General features: G+C 52.1%; 11 protein-coding genes. 3 read left to right on the top strand and 8 right to left on the bottom strand.

What is annotated here, in order from left to right; translation table 11 throughout:
• Positions 1–463: 463 nt before the first annotated feature.
• The gene (locus FUA23_RS07670; protein ID WP_147930149.1) at positions 464–1,285 is read left to right on the top strand and encodes an MBL fold metallo-hydrolase; all 822 of its coding nucleotides are present in this window, start codon (positions 464–466) and stop codon (positions 1,283–1,285) included.
• A gap of 22 nt (positions 1,286–1,307) precedes the next feature.
• Here FUA23_RS07670 and FUA23_RS07675 read toward each other — a convergent pair whose 3' ends face one another.
• Positions 1,308–2,816, bottom strand: a complete 1,509-nt coding sequence (locus FUA23_RS07675) for an alpha-L-fucosidase (protein ID WP_187270931.1) — start codon at positions 2,814–2,816, stop codon at positions 1,308–1,310.
• A 299-nt stretch (positions 2,817–3,115) separates the two neighbouring features.
• On the opposite strand from FUA23_RS07675, the gene FUA23_RS07680 reads away from it, so the two are divergent.
• Positions 3,116–5,239, top strand: a complete 2,124-nt coding sequence (locus FUA23_RS07680; protein ID WP_147930151.1) for a thioredoxin domain-containing protein — start codon at positions 3,116–3,118, stop codon at positions 5,237–5,239.
• 449 nt (positions 5,240–5,688) lie between these two features.
• Here FUA23_RS07680 and FUA23_RS07685 read toward each other — a convergent pair whose 3' ends face one another.
• From FUA23_RS07685 to FUA23_RS07700, 4 genes are all read right to left on the bottom strand, one after another.
• Positions 5,689–6,789 carry a tryptophan 2,3-dioxygenase family protein gene (locus tag FUA23_RS07685; protein ID WP_147930152.1) on the bottom strand — a complete coding sequence of 367 codons (1,101 nt, stop codon included), beginning with the start codon at positions 6,787–6,789 and terminating at the stop codon, positions 5,689–5,691.
• A 126-nt stretch (positions 6,790–6,915) separates the two neighbouring features.
• A complete protein-coding gene (locus FUA23_RS07690) occupies positions 6,916–7,425 on the bottom strand; it encodes an RNA polymerase sigma factor (RefSeq protein ID WP_147930153.1) in 510 nt (169 codons plus the stop codon).
• Between the two features lie 334 nt (positions 7,426–7,759).
• Entirely contained in the window at positions 7,760–8,542 is a 783-nt protein-coding gene (locus FUA23_RS07695; protein ID WP_147930154.1) for an amidohydrolase, read from the bottom strand.
• 50 nt (positions 8,543–8,592) lie between these two features.
• Positions 8,593–9,732, bottom strand: a complete 1,140-nt coding sequence (locus tag FUA23_RS07700; RefSeq protein ID WP_147930155.1) for a methionine aminotransferase — start codon at positions 9,730–9,732, stop codon at positions 8,593–8,595.
• A gap of 479 nt (positions 9,733–10,211) precedes the next feature.
• Between FUA23_RS07700 and FUA23_RS07705 the strand changes: the two genes are divergently transcribed.
• Positions 10,212–11,636 (top strand): amidohydrolase, encoded by a 1,425-nt coding sequence (locus FUA23_RS07705; protein ID WP_147930156.1) that lies wholly within the window; start codon positions 10,212–10,214, stop codon positions 11,634–11,636.
• Between the two features lie 6 nt (positions 11,637–11,642).
• On the opposite strand, the gene FUA23_RS07710 is transcribed toward FUA23_RS07705, so the two are convergent.
• The 3 genes from FUA23_RS07710 to FUA23_RS07720 form a co-directional block, all read right to left on the bottom strand.
• Complete coding sequence (locus FUA23_RS07710; protein WP_147930157.1) at positions 11,643–14,531, bottom strand: DUF3427 domain-containing protein; 2,889 nt, start codon at positions 14,529–14,531, stop codon at positions 11,643–11,645.
• Positions 14,531–14,929 (bottom strand): (deoxy)nucleoside triphosphate pyrophosphohydrolase, encoded by a 399-nt coding sequence (locus FUA23_RS07715; protein ID WP_147930158.1) that lies wholly within the window; start codon positions 14,927–14,929, stop codon positions 14,531–14,533. Before FUA23_RS07715 ends, FUA23_RS07710 begins: the two co-directional genes overlap by 1 nt.
• A 92-nt stretch (positions 14,930–15,021) precedes the next feature.
• Complete coding sequence (locus FUA23_RS07720) at positions 15,022–15,792, bottom strand: HNH endonuclease (protein WP_147930159.1); 771 nt, start codon at positions 15,790–15,792, stop codon at positions 15,022–15,024.
• Positions 15,793–16,112 lie beyond the last annotated feature (320 nt).

Consider the following 16,112-nt stretch of genomic DNA (forward strand, 5'->3'; position numbering starts at 1 on the left):
GACCATCAGAAGACTCACCCGGCATAGCGGGTGATACTGATAAACATCATGGAGAATTTTTCTCCTTACGTCCGGGTTTGCGGTAGTTTATTGTAATGTTTTCTGGAGGGTCTTGTAAAGATAAGAAATCAGAAGTAACCTTCTCCTGCCCCTGGCTGCAGGGTGTGTATCACGAGATGCACGGATCCCCCTCTCCCCCGGCCCCTCTCCTCGGGAGAGGGGAGACGTGACAAGCGGCAAGTTCGTGATAGTAGTGCATCTCGTGATACACACGGCTGCAAGGAGGTAGCCTCAAAACGCTACGCGTTTTAGCTGCGTCTCGCTTTTCGGGCTGATTTTGTCGCTTATCGCCACCTCCATATCACTTTCACCTTATCATAACGCTCTTACATTGACAAGTCAGCGGCTGAAGCCGCAGTTACTGCAATAACCAATCAATTATACGCCTTCTATCTTTGCCAGTATGCGCCGTCAATTGTCTACCTCCCGACTAATAATCTTCGAATCCGAGCTGTTCCGGACCACCAGCACCTGCGTGGTGACCGACGATTACATCCTGATCGTTGATCCCAACTGGCTGCCTTCCGAGGTCAGTACCATCCGGGAGTTCGCCGAGGAGCACGGAAAGGGAAAAGAGAAATATCTCCTGTTCACCCACTCCGATTACGACCACATCATCGGTTACGGAGCGTTCCCCGGATTCACGACCATCGCCAGCCAACGCTTCGTTGACAACCCGGAGGCCAGCAAACAGCTGGAACAGACTCTTGCCTGGGACGATGAATACTACATCCAAAGGGAGTATCCCCTCTCCTACCCCGGCATCGGTCAACCTATCTCCGACGAAGGGCAGGGTATGCGGATCGGTGAAGACGAATATGTCTTCCACCAGGCGCCCGGCCACAACTACGACGGGCTGATCACCTTCAACAAAAGCCGGGGCATCCTGATTGTGGGTGACTACCTGAGCAATATCGAGTTTCCTTACGTTTACCACTCATTTGCCGACTACCGGGCCACGCTCACCACGCTGGAGACACTCGTAGCATCGGGGGAAGTCAACATCCTGATTACCGGCCACGGAGACCACACCACGAAGCAGGCAGAGATGGTGCAGCGCATTGCAGACAGTCGTGCTTATCTGGACGGGCTCACCTCATCCGTGCAATCAGGAACTGATTTCGATTTCGAGGCCTTCGTCGGGCGTTACTCCTTCCCCGGCATCATGCGGAAGTTTCACGATAAAAACGTATCCCTGGCCCAAAAGGAGCTGAAAGCGAGCTAACGGACAGTGCCACCAACACGAGTTATTCCAGCTCAATTCTCCAGACCAGCGCCATGTCTGCGTGCGCGGGTTTCTCGCGGGGCATATTTACCGTCAGGCCCATCGGTGTTCGCTGGTAAGTGATCCGTTCTTCGGAGCCGAGGACGGAAACCCTGCGCACCTTCATCCCCTTTGCTTCTTTGCCGAACACCGAGAGCAGGCGTCCGTCCTGCCCTTCTGCCCAACCGAGCTGAATGGCGTACAGGGTTTTTCCGTTTTGGGTGTAGCGTACATCTCCGGCATTGAGGTCCCAGATTCCTTTCTTCAGGGCACCGAACTCTTTCCAGGCATCGGAATCGTCGTTGGTCAGCAGAGTGGTTCCTTCCCCATAGGAGACAAACGGCCGGGTACCGTAGATCGCTTCTCCGTTTACACCGAGCCATTCTCCCATTGCTTTCAGGGTGGCCAATTGCTCTTCGGGGATGGTCCCCTCGGGCGTGGGGCCTGCACTCAGCAGCATCACACCGTTTTTACTGACGACCTCGGCGAGGATGCGGATGGCTTTGGCGGGATCGATGGCCGTCCGGCGGGTTTTGTCGTAACTCCAGGCGGAACCGAGGATGAAGTCAGTCACCCATACTTCAGGCTGAATGTCGGCCATAGTAGCCCGTTCAATATTGACGATGGCGAGGTCTTGCGGGAAAAAATCGCCCTTGGTGTTCACAACAACGTCCTTACCCGCTTCAGCCGCCCGGTTGAAGTAATTGGCGAGGAAACGTTTGCGGTGATTCTCTTCGATAAAGCGCTGACCGAAGTCCATCCAGATATAATCCGGTACGTACTCATTGATCACCTCATCCAGTTTGGCGAGCCAGAAATCATTGGCCTCGTCGTTGTTCATCAGGCCGTAGAGCTTACGGTACTGCGGGTCTTGCGGCACCTTACATTCGTCCTGTACGATGTTGAGGTTACTGCTGCGGCGGGTCCAGCTGTTCTCCGGTTTGGGGTAAAACATCAGGTTGAAGCCGTGGTGAAAGGTGGTCATAAACTTCAGATCACGGGCCTTTGCTTCGTCCTGAATGGCTTTCACGACGTTCACCTTCGGGCCCATCCGGGCCGAATTCCAGGGGTTCACCTTACTGTCCCACAGGCTGAAACCATCGTGGTGCTCGGCGATGGCACCAATGATTTTCGCGCCGGAGCCTGCGAAGGCATCCACCCATTCTCTGGCGTCGAACTGCGCACCTTTCCACAGCGGGATGAAATCGTGGTAATGAAAGTCATTGCCGTAGGTTTCCTGGTGGTAGCCGTATATTTTCTCGCCCCACCCAACGCGGTCGGGTACGTACATCCAGCGGGGATACCACTCCCCGCCCCAGGCGGGTACGGAGTAGACGCCCCAGTGAAAGTAAACGCCAAACTTTGCGTCGGCAAACCAGCCCGGAGCTGCCTGGTGCTTTTTCAGCGCTTCCCATTCCGGAGTATATTCCGTTTGGGCGCTGACGCGGGATGCAAGGGAAAGGACAAGGAGCAAAGAGAGGCAATAGCGCATAATCATGACGGGTTGGGTTCTGAATATACCGGAAACGAAGTGGTTTGGGGCAATTAGCGCGCCGTTAGCGTGGTGGCTGGTAAGGCGCTGAAAGCCGCGCCTGGCCTGAGCCAGGTAAGGTTTTCAGCAACGCTGCCAGACGCCGCGATAACAAGCGATAAAGTCCCAAACCACTTTGGTTCTGAATCGGTAACAAAGTAAGGCCTGTCGGCTTACCCGGTCAACTCCGAAATCGTTTGCGGCACCTTTATGCACGAACGTGGCACTAAAGCGCACCGCCAACGCATTACCTTAGCCCCATGAACAGCAAGCTGCTTACCTTCATTTCCCTGGCTCTTACAACCCTCTTCTGCACCTGCGGCCCCGCCCAAAATGACGGAAGCGATTCCGCAACCGCTCCGGTCATGAACCACCTGGCCGGCCAGAAATCGCCCTACCTCCTCCAGCACGCCCGCAACCCCGTAGACTGGTACCCGTGGGGAGACGAAGCCCTGGCCAAAGCCGCGGACGAAAACAAGTTGCTCATCATCAGCGTCGGCTACGCCGCCTGCCACTGGTGCCACGTGATGGAGCACGAATCGTTCGAAGACAGCACCGTAGCCGCCGTGATGAACGAGCACTTCGTGAGCATTAAAGTAGACCGTGAGGAACGCCCCGATGTAGACGACGTGTACATGACTGCCTGCCAACTCAGCAACCAGCGCGGATGCGGCTGGCCCCTCAACGTAGTGGCTCTCCCCGATGGCCGGCCCATCTGGGCCGGCACCTATTTCCCCCGCGAGCAGTGGCTCAGGCTCCTGGGTCAGTTCCGTGACCTCCAGACCGACAACCCCGCCAAAATGGAGGAGTACGCCGCCAGCCTGACCAACGAGCTCGTAAAACTGAACAACTTCTCGCCCGACGATAAACAGCAGTTGCCACTGGGCCGCAAAGAACTCAGCGCCCTGGCCACACAGCTGATCGGTACGCTCGACCTCCAAAACGGAGGCGCCGCCGGCGCCCCTAAATTCCCGATGCCGGTCCTCTACGAATTCCTGCTCGCCCAACACTTTTACTCCCACGACGAAGCAACGCTGGCCGCCGTTACACTAACCCTGGATAAGATGGCCGATGGCGGAATTTACGACCACCTCGCCGGTGGCTTTGCCCGCTACAGCACCGATTCGCTCTGGAAGGTCCCTCATTTCGAAAAGATGCTCTACGACAACGGACAACTCGTGAGCCTCTACGCCCACGCCTACCAGGCTACCGGCAACGAGCGGTACGCCGACGTTGTGCGCCAGACCATCCGGTTCGTGGAAGACGCGCTCTCCGACCCCAATGGCGCATTCTACGCCTCCCTCGATGCGGATACCGAAGGCGAGGAAGGCCTCACTTATGTCTGGACCCGCGCCGAGATCGACGCCACCCTCAACGACGATAAACTGGCCGATGCTTTCAGCGAATACTACTCGGTCACCCAAACCGGGAACTGGGAAGGAAGGAACATCCTACACCGCAGCAAGGGCGCCGCTTCCATCGCCAAAAAACACGGCTTTGCTGACACGGACGACCTGAAGGAAGCCATGACGAAGGCTGCATCAACACTGCTCGCCGCCCGCAAACTTCGTCCCCAGCCGGGGCTCGACGACAAAGCGCTCACCGCCTGGAACAGCCTCATGATTACCGGCTACACCGATGCTTTCCGGGCTTTGGGCGACGAGGCTTACCGCGACCGGGCGGTGAAAGCCGGCAACTTTTTGCGCCAGCAAATGATGTCTTCCGACGGGCGGCTGAACCGCAACTTCAAAGACGGAAACTCGGCGATCAACGCGTTTCTGGACGACTACGCGTTGCTCGCTCAGGCCTGTATCGACCTCTATCAGATCACCTTCGACGAAGCCTGGCTTACCACCGCGGAAAAACTGGTGGAGTACGCCGGAGCTCATTTCTACGACGAAAAAACCGGTCTTTACAACTACACCTCCGATCTCGATCCGGCGCTCATCAGCGGCAACGTCCCGGTCGATGATCAGGTAATTCCCAGCGGGAATTCCATCATGGCGCGTGCTTTGCACCAACTCGGAATTCTCCTCGCTGAGGATGAGCTGCAGGAACGGGCCCGCAACATGATGGCGCTGGTCTACCCGGCTCTGCACAACAACGGACCCCGCTTTTACGCCAACTGGGCACGCCTGGGCACGGAAATTACGGAGCCGACCTTCGAAGTGGCTATTCTGGGCGCAGACGCAGGTGCAATGCGGAGACATATGAGCAAGGGCTACCACCCCAATGCCCTCTACCTGGGAGGAGATAGTGAAGGCCAGCTCGAACTGCTGACCAACAAGCTGGTTCCCGGCGAAACGACGATCTATGTTTGTCTGGAAAAAGTCTGCCAGTTGCCCGTCAACGATCCCGAGCTGGCACTCGGTCAGCTTCGCTGACCCTGAAGGCAGCCAAAGCCACCAACTATTTTCCCCTGATGCTCTCCCCCCCCCCCTTGTTTTCTGGTTGTTGGCCACCAGCGAAATATTGGGGGGACAAAAACCCTCCAGCTGATGGTGCAACGGCTTATTTCAGGGCAAACTACGTTGGAAAAAGTTTAGCAAAAAAGCCAAAAAATTATATTTCAGCGAGCAGACTCTTGGGTTCAGGAGTGTTCGTTTAGGAAACAAGCCATATCTTTGTACTTCATACACACTACTTTTCGAGTATTTTTGGAGTGGCTCCGTCTTTGGCGGGGACCACTCATTTTCTTTGAACCGGTTTCATTGTTGAAGCCGTGCACGCTCCAACCCGGCACTGCCACTCTTCCCGGGGCATAGCCAAATAAATATCCCCTCACCTTGCACCTGCGGCCGCGCCTGCGGGTTGGTCTGGTGATTCGAAGGATTTACTTTTTCCCGCTGAAATAGAAACCGAGGTTTCGCTCCACGCCTTCGGGCAGGTCCGGCAATTCGGAACGCGGGATGAGCAGCGAACTGATGTTGTGCAGGTCTTTGAAAATTTTATGCTTTTCGGCCGTTGCGGCCAGGTAATCGTGCCCCGAGGATCCGCCCGTTCCGATCTTATTGCCGATCATTCGCATTACCATTTGGGCGTGGCGGTAACGCCACGTAGTCAGCAACTCATCGATATTCATCAGCTCAGTCAGCAGGTTAAAAGGGATGTTGAGGATGGGCTTGTCGCGGTAAAGGTTGATGAGAAGGGCGGCGATGGTTGCCTCGTAAGACAGGCGGCATTCGCCTTCTGCCATCATGCGTTCGTGTTCTTCCTTACTGAGGACGTGCTTGAAGTAACTGTTGCTGTCGCCCAGCATTTTCAGCCGCATGGCCTTCATCCGCTCGTCGAGGTATTCGCTGCCGGAGATTGAAGCCTGCTCTTTGTGCAGCATACGATCTACGGCTTCTTTGTAAGAACTGAGAAAGTCGAAGCCCTCGAAACGCAGGAAGGGCGTCCGCTCCAGCCACCGCTCGACGAGTTCGAAGAGGCTACCTCCGGATTCGATGCCCTCTAACCGGGCTTTTTGCTCTTCGTTGAAGACGATTTTGTAAGATTTGCCGTGGTACGTCATCCGATCCTCCTCGCGCAGACCAAGGGTTGATTCGATCATCCGAAACTGCATGCTCTGGAACCCGGAAGCGGGGAAGAGGTAATCACGGAAGTCGAGAAAATCTAACGGGGTCAGCGTTTCCATCACGTGAATCTGCTCAACCATCAGGCTCACAATCGTTGAAATGCGCTTGAGGCGCAGCAAGACGGTATTCATGTTGTCTTCGTTCACCTGCTCCTCACGAAAGAGGATACATACTGAATCCAGCTCCGTCATGATTTGCTTGAACCACAACTCGTACACCTGATGCATGATGATGAAGAGCGTTTCATCGTGCGCCGCATCACCGAGGGCAGCGCTGCGGGTATTCTGGATCGAAAGGAGCTTATCGATCTCCAGGTAATTGTGGTAGTGTATCGTAGAGTATTTCTGGTCGGACATGGGGCTAAGGTACAGCGTTCAGCTTTTCGCGGAGGGGTAATTACCTGAACGTTCCGAAAAATAAAACCCCGAAGAAACAATAGTTTCTCCGGGGCGATTTTCACTTAGGTATTTGGAATTCTTGAACTAGGCTCCACGACGCTCTCCGATCATCTGCTTCATTTTAACGCGGGCCGTAAAGATGCGACTCTTGACGGTTCCGATCGGAATGTTCATTTGCTCGGCGATCTCCTGGTATTCGTAACCCTTATAGAAAAGGAGAAACGGTACAGAGTAGAGGCTACCGATGCTGTCGAGCATCCGTTGCATTTCCTGCATGCGGAGGGTTTGCTCACCAGAGTTGGCGACAACGTTCTTCGAAACGATGTTCTGGGTTACTTCGGTAGTTGGCTGGTTGAGGTGGCGGCGGGTCTTCGCTTTACGGTACTGGTTAATAAAGGTGTTCCGCATGATGGTAGAAATCCAGCTTTTGAAGTTGGTTCCTTCGGCGAAGTTGTTACGGTACTTGTAGGCCTTGATCGCTGTTTCCTGCATGAGGTCTTCTGCGTCCTGGCGGCTGCGGGTGAGGCGGAGTGCGAAAGCGTAAAGAAGGTTGTTAAGTTCGTTGGTCTTTGCTGTGAATTCGTGGCTAGTCATGATACCTGTTTTTTAATTGTGTTAAAATCAACTGCTCTCATTAATACAAATAGCGTGCCAAAGTCATAACTAACTGATTATCAGTGTTAACGTTTTAAACTGCTTCAATTTAAAATGTTTATATTTAATCAAATTATCGCATTTAAAGTATGTTTTCAGGCACACGACTTTTCCTGCATTCATATTAACGCTATCACAGGTAAAGGCTTCACGATTAAGCATCAACAGCCATAAAAGATCATCAAACGGCCTTAAAAAGCCGACAAACGCACCGTAGCCACAAGAAATCACTCCGATACATACCAACCCGGACTTCTCAACCATCTACCTGTTTCTATAAACCTGAAACCGTAAACCCATCCCGATCCATCAGAAAAGGAAGTTTGGCCCTCACTTCAGCCAGATGCGCGGCAGACAATACTTCGGAGTGAACCGTTTCTTTCTTCTCGACGTGAAAGAGCGTTTTCCTCCAACCCGGATCGATCACACAACTGTCGCCGTTGTAGCGGTGCCCGTTTGCGTCCTCCCCTACCCTGTTCACACCGATGGTGTAGCATTGGTTCTCTACTGCCCTTGCCTTCAGCAGGGTGTTCCAATCGTACGCACGTTTTTCCGGCCAGTTGGCGGTGTAGATCAACAGATCATATGCACCATCGTTTCGTGACCAGACCGGGAAGCGCAGGTCATAACAGACCAACGGACAAATCCGCCATCCTTTATATTCCACAACCAGGCGCTCAGCGCCTGCAGCGTAGTGTTCGTGCTCTCCGGCCATCGCGAAGAGATGGCGCTTGTTGTACATAAGGTATGTGCCGTCGGGCTTCATCCAGATCAACCGGTTGTAGTATTTCCCCTCGTCCTCAATGACCAGACTTCCCGTGACGACCGCTCCGGTTGCCGTGGCCTGCTCCGCCATCCACTGCATTGCCGGGCCCTCCATCGCCTCGGCGTTATTAGCGGGATCCATGGTAAATCCTGTGGTGAACATCTCGGGCAGGACGATCAGGTCGGTTGCCTGACCGATACTGGCGATCTGCTCAGCGTAGTGGCTGAGGTTGGCTTCCGGATTCTGCCAGACGATGTTGGTTTGGAGGAGGGTTACGGTTAAGTCAGTCATGGGGAGTAAAGTTAGCGGTCGAATAGGTTTCTGGCGTAAACCGTTGGGAGCTACCACCGCAACTTCTCCGCAGCGGCTAACAACGCTTCATCCGTTTTTGCGAAGCAAAAGCGGACAATCCGCTCGTCCGTGCCATCGGTATAGAACGATGAAATGGGGATGACCGCCACCCCTTTTTCGCGGGTCAGCCAGCGGGCGAATTCCTGGTCTCCCTTTTCGGAGATTCGCTGGTAAGACGCAAGAGCGAAGTAAGTTCCCGCACAATCGAGGAATTCGAAGGGAGTACCCGCCATGGCGCTCAGGAACAAGTCACGTTTACGTTGGAAGAAGCCGGGCAGAGAGAGGTAATGCGCTGGCTCGGCAAGGTAATCGGCCAGCGCATGCTGCAGCGGCCGGTTGATGCTGAAGGTGTTGAACTGGTGTACTTTCCTGATTTCAGCGGTGATTTCCGGAGGAGCAATCGCGTAGCCGGCCCGCCAGCCCGTTGCGTGGAAGGTCTTCCCGAACGACATCGTGACGATGGCGCGGCGGTACAGCTCCGGGTAGCGCAAAATACTCTCATGCTGCCTGCCGTCGTACACAAGGTGTTGGTAGACCTCGTCGGACAGAATCAGAATATTGGAATCAGCTACGATTTCCTGCAGCGCCGCCATGTCTTCCGGCCGTAACGATGTACCCGAAGGGTTATGCGGCGTATTTATCATGATCATCCTCGTGCTGGGGCTGAGGCTCGACCTGACCTCGTCCCAGTCAATCCGGTAGTCGGGGCTTTTAAGGCGTAGCGGGATCACTACTCCGCCGTTCAGCCTGATGGTAGGAACGTAATTGTCGTAGGCAGGCTCAAAGACGATCACTTCGTCGCCCGGGTGAACGAGCGAAGAAATGGCACTGAAGATGGCTTCGGTCGCGCCGTTGGTAACGGTGATCTCAGTATCGGGGTCCAGATGGCAACCGTATAGCCGCTGCTTTTTAGCAGCGATGGCTTCCCGCAAGGCCTTCACACCGGTCATGGGTGCGTACTGGTTATAGCCTGCCTGAACGTAGTGGTTCACGAGGTCTTTCAATTCCTGATCTACCTCGAAGTCCGGAGAACCCTGCGAGAGGTTGATGGCTCCGCATTCTGCCGCCAGCCGGGACATTACGGTGAAAATGGTGGTCGGGATGTGGGGGAGCTTTGATCGGAGTTGCATGGAGAGGGGAAGATACTACTAAACCCAGGGTGTGTAGTTTAATGGTAAACAGACCGGCAGTTTTAACATAAAACGCGTAGCGTTTTCCATACTACCGGGCATTTCGCTTCGCGGCTTCTTCGAGGTTTGGTTCCCTCTCCGCTGAGCCTTAGGCGAGCACGAAGTACTGCGAAGCAAACCTTGCTGGAGAGGGCGGAGGGTGAGGTGGAAAATCAAAAATGTCCAGTAGTATGAGCGTTTTGAAGAACCGGACGCTCGAAGACTGGCGGCAATTCTGCCTACGGCTACTTTGCCACAAGCGCTTCCATTGCACCTGCGTCAGCGCCGTATTGATCGCCTGATGATTATGAAGGCGCGGACGCGGGTACGGGGAAGGTTTTGGGGTCCGCTTGCCCCCGGATTGAGAATCAGAGACTGGAGTCCTTTTAAGACTCTCAATCATCCTTCTTACCTTGAGCCTAAGCCAAAATTTCTTGTCTATGCGCTACCTTACTTTCCTGCTGTTCTTCCCGGCTTTTTGTTTCGCTCAATCCGGTTCAGAAACCATTCTCCAACAGCTCGACGACCGAACGCCGCACTACGCCAAAGTCGCGCAACAGATTTGGGAGTTGGCGGAGTTGGGTTACCAGGAGACCAAGTCGACGGCGCTCCTTCAGGAGGAGTTGCGGTCTGAAGGTTTCACCATTGAAGCCGGTGTTGCGGAGATTCCAACGGCATTCGTTGCCAGCTACGGCAGCGGAAAACCGATCATCGGCGTACTGGCCGAATTCGACGCGCTCCCCGGTGTATCCCAGGCGGCTGTGCCCGAAAAACAAGCCAGGGACGGCAGCAACAACGGCCACGCCTGCGGGCACCACCTGTTCGGCACTGCTTCGGTGGCCTCCGCCATCGCGCTGAAAGACTGGCTGAAAGCCAACAAAGGATCGGGCACCATTCGGCTGTACGGCACACCCGCCGAAGAAGGCGGTGCGGGCAAGGTGTACATGGTCCGTGCAGGTCTCTTCGATGATGTCGACGCAGTCCTCAACTGGCACCCATCCGACCACAACGGAGCAACCGCCGGCTCCACCCTCTCCAACAAATCGGCCAAATTCCGTTTCTACGGCGTAGCCTCTCACGCGGCGGCGGCGCCTGAAGTCGGCCGCTCCGCCCTCGACGGGGTTGAAGCCATGAACCACATGGTCAACATGATGCGCGAGCACGTACCGGAGACCTCCCGCATCCACTATGTCATCACCAGCGGTGGCGAGGCTCCGAACGTTGTACCGGCCTACGCCGAGGTGTTTTACTACGTCCGCCACCCGCAAATGCAGGATGTCCGCGACATCTTCAACCGCATCGTAAAAGCCGCCGAAGGAGCGGCCCTTGGCACCGGTACCACGATGGAATACGAAGTGATTCACGGTTCCTTTAACCTGATGCCCAACGAGACGCTCACCCGGATGGTCCATGAGAAATTGGAACTGGTCGGCGGCGTAACCTATACTGCCGAAGAAAAAGCCTTCGCTGAAACCCTATCCGAAACACTGCCCGACAGCAAGCGCAAGCCCATAACGACGGCCGAGTTGGTCGCCCCCTTCTCCGCTCCCGAGAAGCCCTACCCCGCCTCGACCGATGTGGGCGATGTCAGTTGGACTGTCCCGACAACCGCCCTGCGCACCGCCACCTGGGTTCCGGGCACGTCTCCGCACTCCTGGCAGGCCGTTGCCTGCGGCGGCACCTCCATCGCCACGAAAGGAATGATGTTGGCGGCCAAAACCATGACCCTCGCCGGGGTGGAAATGTTCTCATCGCCGAAGTTATTGGCAGACGCCAAAGCAGAGCTCGAGCGCCGACGAGGCCCCGGGTTCAAATACGAAGCCTTACTGGGGGGGCGGAAGCCAGCGTTGGATTATCGGGAGTGAGGGGGGCTATAATCCATCCGTGATGTACGCGTACATTTCCTCTCCGACTGGCTCATCCATGCTGAAGCGGACTTTCACTACAGAGGCTCCGTTCAGTGTTGACTGTTCAAAAGATTCATCGATCGGAGTCATATCGCCCATGAAGTAGAAATCGTCTCCTTCGTCGTTGTGCTTTTTCACGAATAACGGAAGGCGCATTTTATCGTAGCGGATTGACTTAACATCCGGACTACTAAGTTTTCGTTTGGACTTAGACATCCACTTGAACTCAATTGGAGAGATGAAGCCGTCATCGTACTTGGTTGTGCCGGAAATATCATCTGCCTTGTGGTAATTCACGAAGATGGCGCAGTTGGTTTTGTCCTTGCTTACCATATAGCCTCCTACGTTTTGTGCCATAGGATTTTGCTGCCAGTTGAGGATACGAAAAACGTCTTTCCTGGTGTATTTTTGGTGCCGGATAAAACCGTTCACATATAAATCTTCTCTGAAGATGCCCTTGTACTTCTTTATCGCATAATTTGTGTTGTCCACTAAAAACCGCCTGAACGTATCATTCTCAAGGCAGCCAACCAGCTGAGCGGTCATGGAGAGTTGGTCGCCCATCATCCTTATAAGATTGAGACTGTACATATCTCCAATAGACTTCCGTTTCCCTTTGGTTTCTGTTGCGAACTGAAAATTCAAATTATTGACTAAAGAGTCAAGTAAAGTGGACGTAGCTCTAACCCCGTATTCATCATCAAGAACTTGGTCGAAAGCATCGACACTTACAGCGTGTCTCTCTAATAGGAGCTTGAGCAGCACACTTTCTTCAACTCTCCTTGCATTATTGATCTCATTTGCAAAAAACTTGAGCAACTTGATGCTCATAGCATCCATAACTCCGTCGCCCCATTTTTCAGCCTTTGCAACGTATTCAAAGTATGACTTCTCTTTCTTGACGAACAGGAATGGATCTCTGGATTGATTCTCTAAGAAATCTACCATCATCGGTATGCGCCCTAGCTTAAACTTTAAGAGATCATAGTCTCTTTTCAAATCTTTAGCCAGCTGCATGTTCTTCGCATCGATCGATTGAAGAATAGCCTCTTTAGCAATCCGTTCGAAGTTAACGGTTGAGCATCCCGGAATGAAGCGGCTTCCGGAAGTGATTAGTTTTCGAAGAACGTCCTTGTTGTATGAATAGTCACCATAGAGCGCAACGGGGACCAAGTAATTGTTTTGGTAATTACCAATAAAATCGATTACAGTGAGATAGTCTTTTTCATTGTGTTTCCGAAGCCCGCGTCCCATTTGCTGGACAAACACGATTGCCGATTGTGTAGGACGCAACATTACGATTTGGTTGACCTTAGGGATGTCTACTCCTTCGTTAAAGATATCCACCGTAAAGATGTAATCAAGTCGCTCTTGCTCGTTTTCGCTTTCCAATTTCTCAATCGCATCCAATCGGTTCTCCTCTGGGCTTTCTCCTGTCAAGGAGATCGTTCTCAATCCCTTTCGATTAAATTCTAAGGATAAGAAGTTGGCCTCTTCCTTACGGGAGCAGAAAACCAGTCCGCGGACATCCCCTGAATCACAACCATACAGGCGAGTTTTCTCAATAATCCTATTGACTCGTTCTTCAACCGTGAGGTAGTTAAACTCGGCGAAATCACCGATTGCTTCACCATCCACTGATATGTCAGCAACTCCGTAATAGTGAAATGGGCTAACCATTTCTTCCTCAAGCGCTTTATTGAGCCTTATTTCATAAGCTATGTTATGATCGAAGAGGCTAAAAATGTCGAGTCCATCTGTCCTTTCTGGCGTAGCCGTCATTCCCAGCATAAATTTTGGCTGAAAATGATTCAAGATTCGGCCATAAGACGCTGCTCCTGCCCGATGAGATTCGTCAATTACGATGTAATCGAAGTAGGTGGGGTCGAACAAATCGAGATGCTCCCTTTTCGAAATAGTCTGGACGGTCGCAAACAAGAAATCGCAATCAAGCTCTTTCAGGTTTCCGGAATACAGCCCCATTTTAATATCATCGCCCAGTAGCTTTTCAAAAGTCTTCATGGCTGCTAAGGCAATATTTTTCCGATGAACGACAAATAGGAATTTCTTAGGCTTGAACTCTAAAACATCGAAAGCGGACAAGTAGGTTTTCCCTGTTCCTGTGGCAGAAATCAATAGTGCTTTTTTACATCCTTTTGCTCTTAGTTCTCGGAGATTCGACAAAGCTTCTTCCTGCATTTGGTTTGGCCGAATCTCCTTGAGAGCATTTTGTTCCTCCTGAGCTTCCTGGCTAGACCTCCTTAAGGAATCGATAACTCGCTGATACCCTTCCAGAAATGCATCGGTAACAGAAGTCGCAGCACCAAAATCCTTATGATACTCCGCTAAAACAGATTTAACTATTTCACCTTCACTCGTCGCGGAAACTTTTAGGTTCCATTCTTTATTGACGCTAAGGGCAGCTTGCGTAAGGTTGCTGCTACCCACCAACAGCGTAAAAGCTTCACCTCTCCGAAACAAATACCCCTTGGAATGACTACGGTTGAGGACATCAATTTTTAGCTCTATATTACTAAACTGCCTGATTCGCCTGAGCGCTTCGGGATGAGTGAAATTCAAATACTGAGAAGCTAGTATTTTCCCCTTCACTCCTCTACGCTCTAACTCTACGAATGTATTGATCAAAGCGGCAACCCCGCTGGTAGTTACAAAAGCGATTGAAAACCAAAACTCATCACATAACTCGAGCTCTCTCAGTATCGTAGTAAGTACTTTCTTCCCAGCCTTTTTGTCGTTTGTGACCAGTTCTGGCCTAAATTCTCGGGTAGAGGTTATTCTGTGGTCAATAAACCCAGTTCTGAAGCTTTCTGATAGTCTATCGAGAAAATCCATTATGCCTTTTCTTCCATCAGTTTATCGACAATAGGTACGTCTGCCGCAGCCCAGTCAAGTTGTTTGAACTCTTCGATTTCTAGCCACTTTGCATCCACGTGCTCGTGTAAAACGAGGCTCCTATCCGTTGCAATACATAAATAGCTGTGCATCAAAATTGTAAAATCAGGATAAGAATGCCTGACGGTAAGGTACTCACTTCCGACGATTATACTCATCGACAGTTCCTCCTTAATCTCACGTTCTAGTGCTTCTTTTTGGGTCTCGTTCGCCTCAACCTTACCACCCGGAAATTCATATTTCAGGGAGGTATACGCGTATTTACTGGGCGCTCTCTGCACACATAAAACATGTTCACCATCAAAAATTATAGCAGCGACAACTTCTATCTCTTTCATCGCTGACATTATACAACAATCTAACCGAAACCATCAACACTGAGCTACACAATCCAAAGCAATCAGTTTTTCTAATAAGAAAAGACAACTAATCACCCCAAAAACACCTCTTTCAAGTGAAACTCCAAAAACTCCTTTTTGGATCGATACTTAGTGGGAAGTTCGATTGTCTTATTTTCTAGATGCGAGAAATACTGCTGGTAGTACGGCTTACTCGCTCTCTGCCTTAGAGCATCCGATACGATTACGGAGTAATCCGTCTTTAAACCGATCAAGCCACGATCAAACGCTCGATCGTACAGCGCGGAGAGGCAGATTCCGTTCTCTGGATTCAACCGTTCAGCTTCGCTTTTAGACCACGGGAGAATATGACTTGCGACCAGCAGTTCGGCAACATCAATTCCTGAGATGGCACATTTGCCCGAATAATTGGCCATCACTATATCCCTGAAGACATACTGATTCACCCGCGTTTTCACTAACTTTTCCTTCGTTGCTCCCACAAGGCCTTCCGTCTCGTAGCGCAAGGAAGGGAACCTATCCTCTATCGATTTATGATCTTTCTCTGCTAGCAATTTTTCACTCTCAAAAAGGAAGGTATCTCTGTCTTTGGCGAACTCCTCCCAGATGGGTTCAACTTGTTTTCTGCCACCGGATAATCCGTGCACGCCCCGTTCTTGATGGTAAGGATCAACATTAGCGAAGTTCCCAAGGCGCATTGCAATTGCCCCAGGTGTTCTCCCTAAAAGCGTTGCCAATCGAATCACCTCCGGTGTCCTCTGGTCCATTTTGCCGAATGGCAACTTTAGGTAGAGGTTCAGCGCAAGTACCAACTCGTCTTTCGTCCATTTCCTCCCGGCCATTTCCTTGTGGTTTAGGTAGAATCAAAGGTAATTATTCAGAGAGCAATCTCATTTTCTAGCATACCCTAGAAAAATTCCTGTACGACACTTCGCCTCTCATAGCATTCAGGGAAAGTCCTTAGAGGACTGACGTCCCTTCCCCAAAGAGACTTCTCGAAGAAAAAGTAACCTGCATACTCGGAGGGCCAAATAACGAACGGAGCACTACCCTCATTCAAAACTGAAACAACATCAAAGTTTGTTTCCAGCCATGAGGTAAAAGTAGTGTAATCTACTTGACTTAAGTAGTGCGTACAAACCCAGCGTTGGCCTCCAGCAAA

This window comes from Neolewinella aurantiaca, assembly GCF_008014675.1.
Lineage (GTDB): Bacteria > Bacteroidota > Bacteroidia > Chitinophagales > Saprospiraceae > Neolewinella > Neolewinella aurantiaca.

Excerpts from the sequence above, each read along its gene's own strand:
- FUA23_RS07680 (WP_147930151.1), top strand. The coding sequence starts at position 3,116 with ATGAACAGCAAGCTGCTTACCTTCATTTCCCTGGCTCTTACAACCCTC.
- FUA23_RS07715 (WP_147930158.1), bottom strand. The coding sequence starts at position 14,929 with ATGAAAGAGATAGAAGTTGTCGCTGCTATAATTTTTGATGGTGAACAT.
- FUA23_RS07690 (WP_147930153.1), bottom strand. The coding sequence starts at position 7,425 with ATGACTAGCCACGAATTCACAGCAAAGACCAACGAACTTAACAACCTT.
- FUA23_RS07700 (WP_147930155.1), bottom strand. The coding sequence starts at position 9,732 with ATGCAACTCCGATCAAAGCTCCCCCACATCCCGACCACCATTTTCACC.
- FUA23_RS07705 (WP_147930156.1), top strand. The coding sequence starts at position 10,212 with ATGCGCTACCTTACTTTCCTGCTGTTCTTCCCGGCTTTTTGTTTCGCT.
- FUA23_RS07720 (WP_147930159.1), bottom strand. The coding sequence starts at position 15,792 with ATGGCCGGGAGGAAATGGACGAAAGACGAGTTGGTACTTGCGCTGAAC.
- FUA23_RS07695 (WP_147930154.1), bottom strand. The coding sequence starts at position 8,542 with ATGACTGACTTAACCGTAACCCTCCTCCAAACCAACATCGTCTGGCAG.
- FUA23_RS07685 (WP_147930152.1), bottom strand. The coding sequence starts at position 6,789 with ATGTCCGACCAGAAATACTCTACGATACACTACCACAATTACCTGGAG.
- FUA23_RS07710 (WP_147930157.1), bottom strand. The coding sequence starts at position 14,531 with ATGGATTTTCTCGATAGACTATCAGAAAGCTTCAGAACTGGGTTTATT.
- FUA23_RS07670 (WP_147930149.1), top strand. The coding sequence starts at position 464 with ATGCGCCGTCAATTGTCTACCTCCCGACTAATAATCTTCGAATCCGAG.
- FUA23_RS07675 (WP_187270931.1), bottom strand. The coding sequence starts at position 2,816 with ATGCGCTATTGCCTCTCTTTGCTCCTTGTCCTTTCCCTTGCATCCCGC.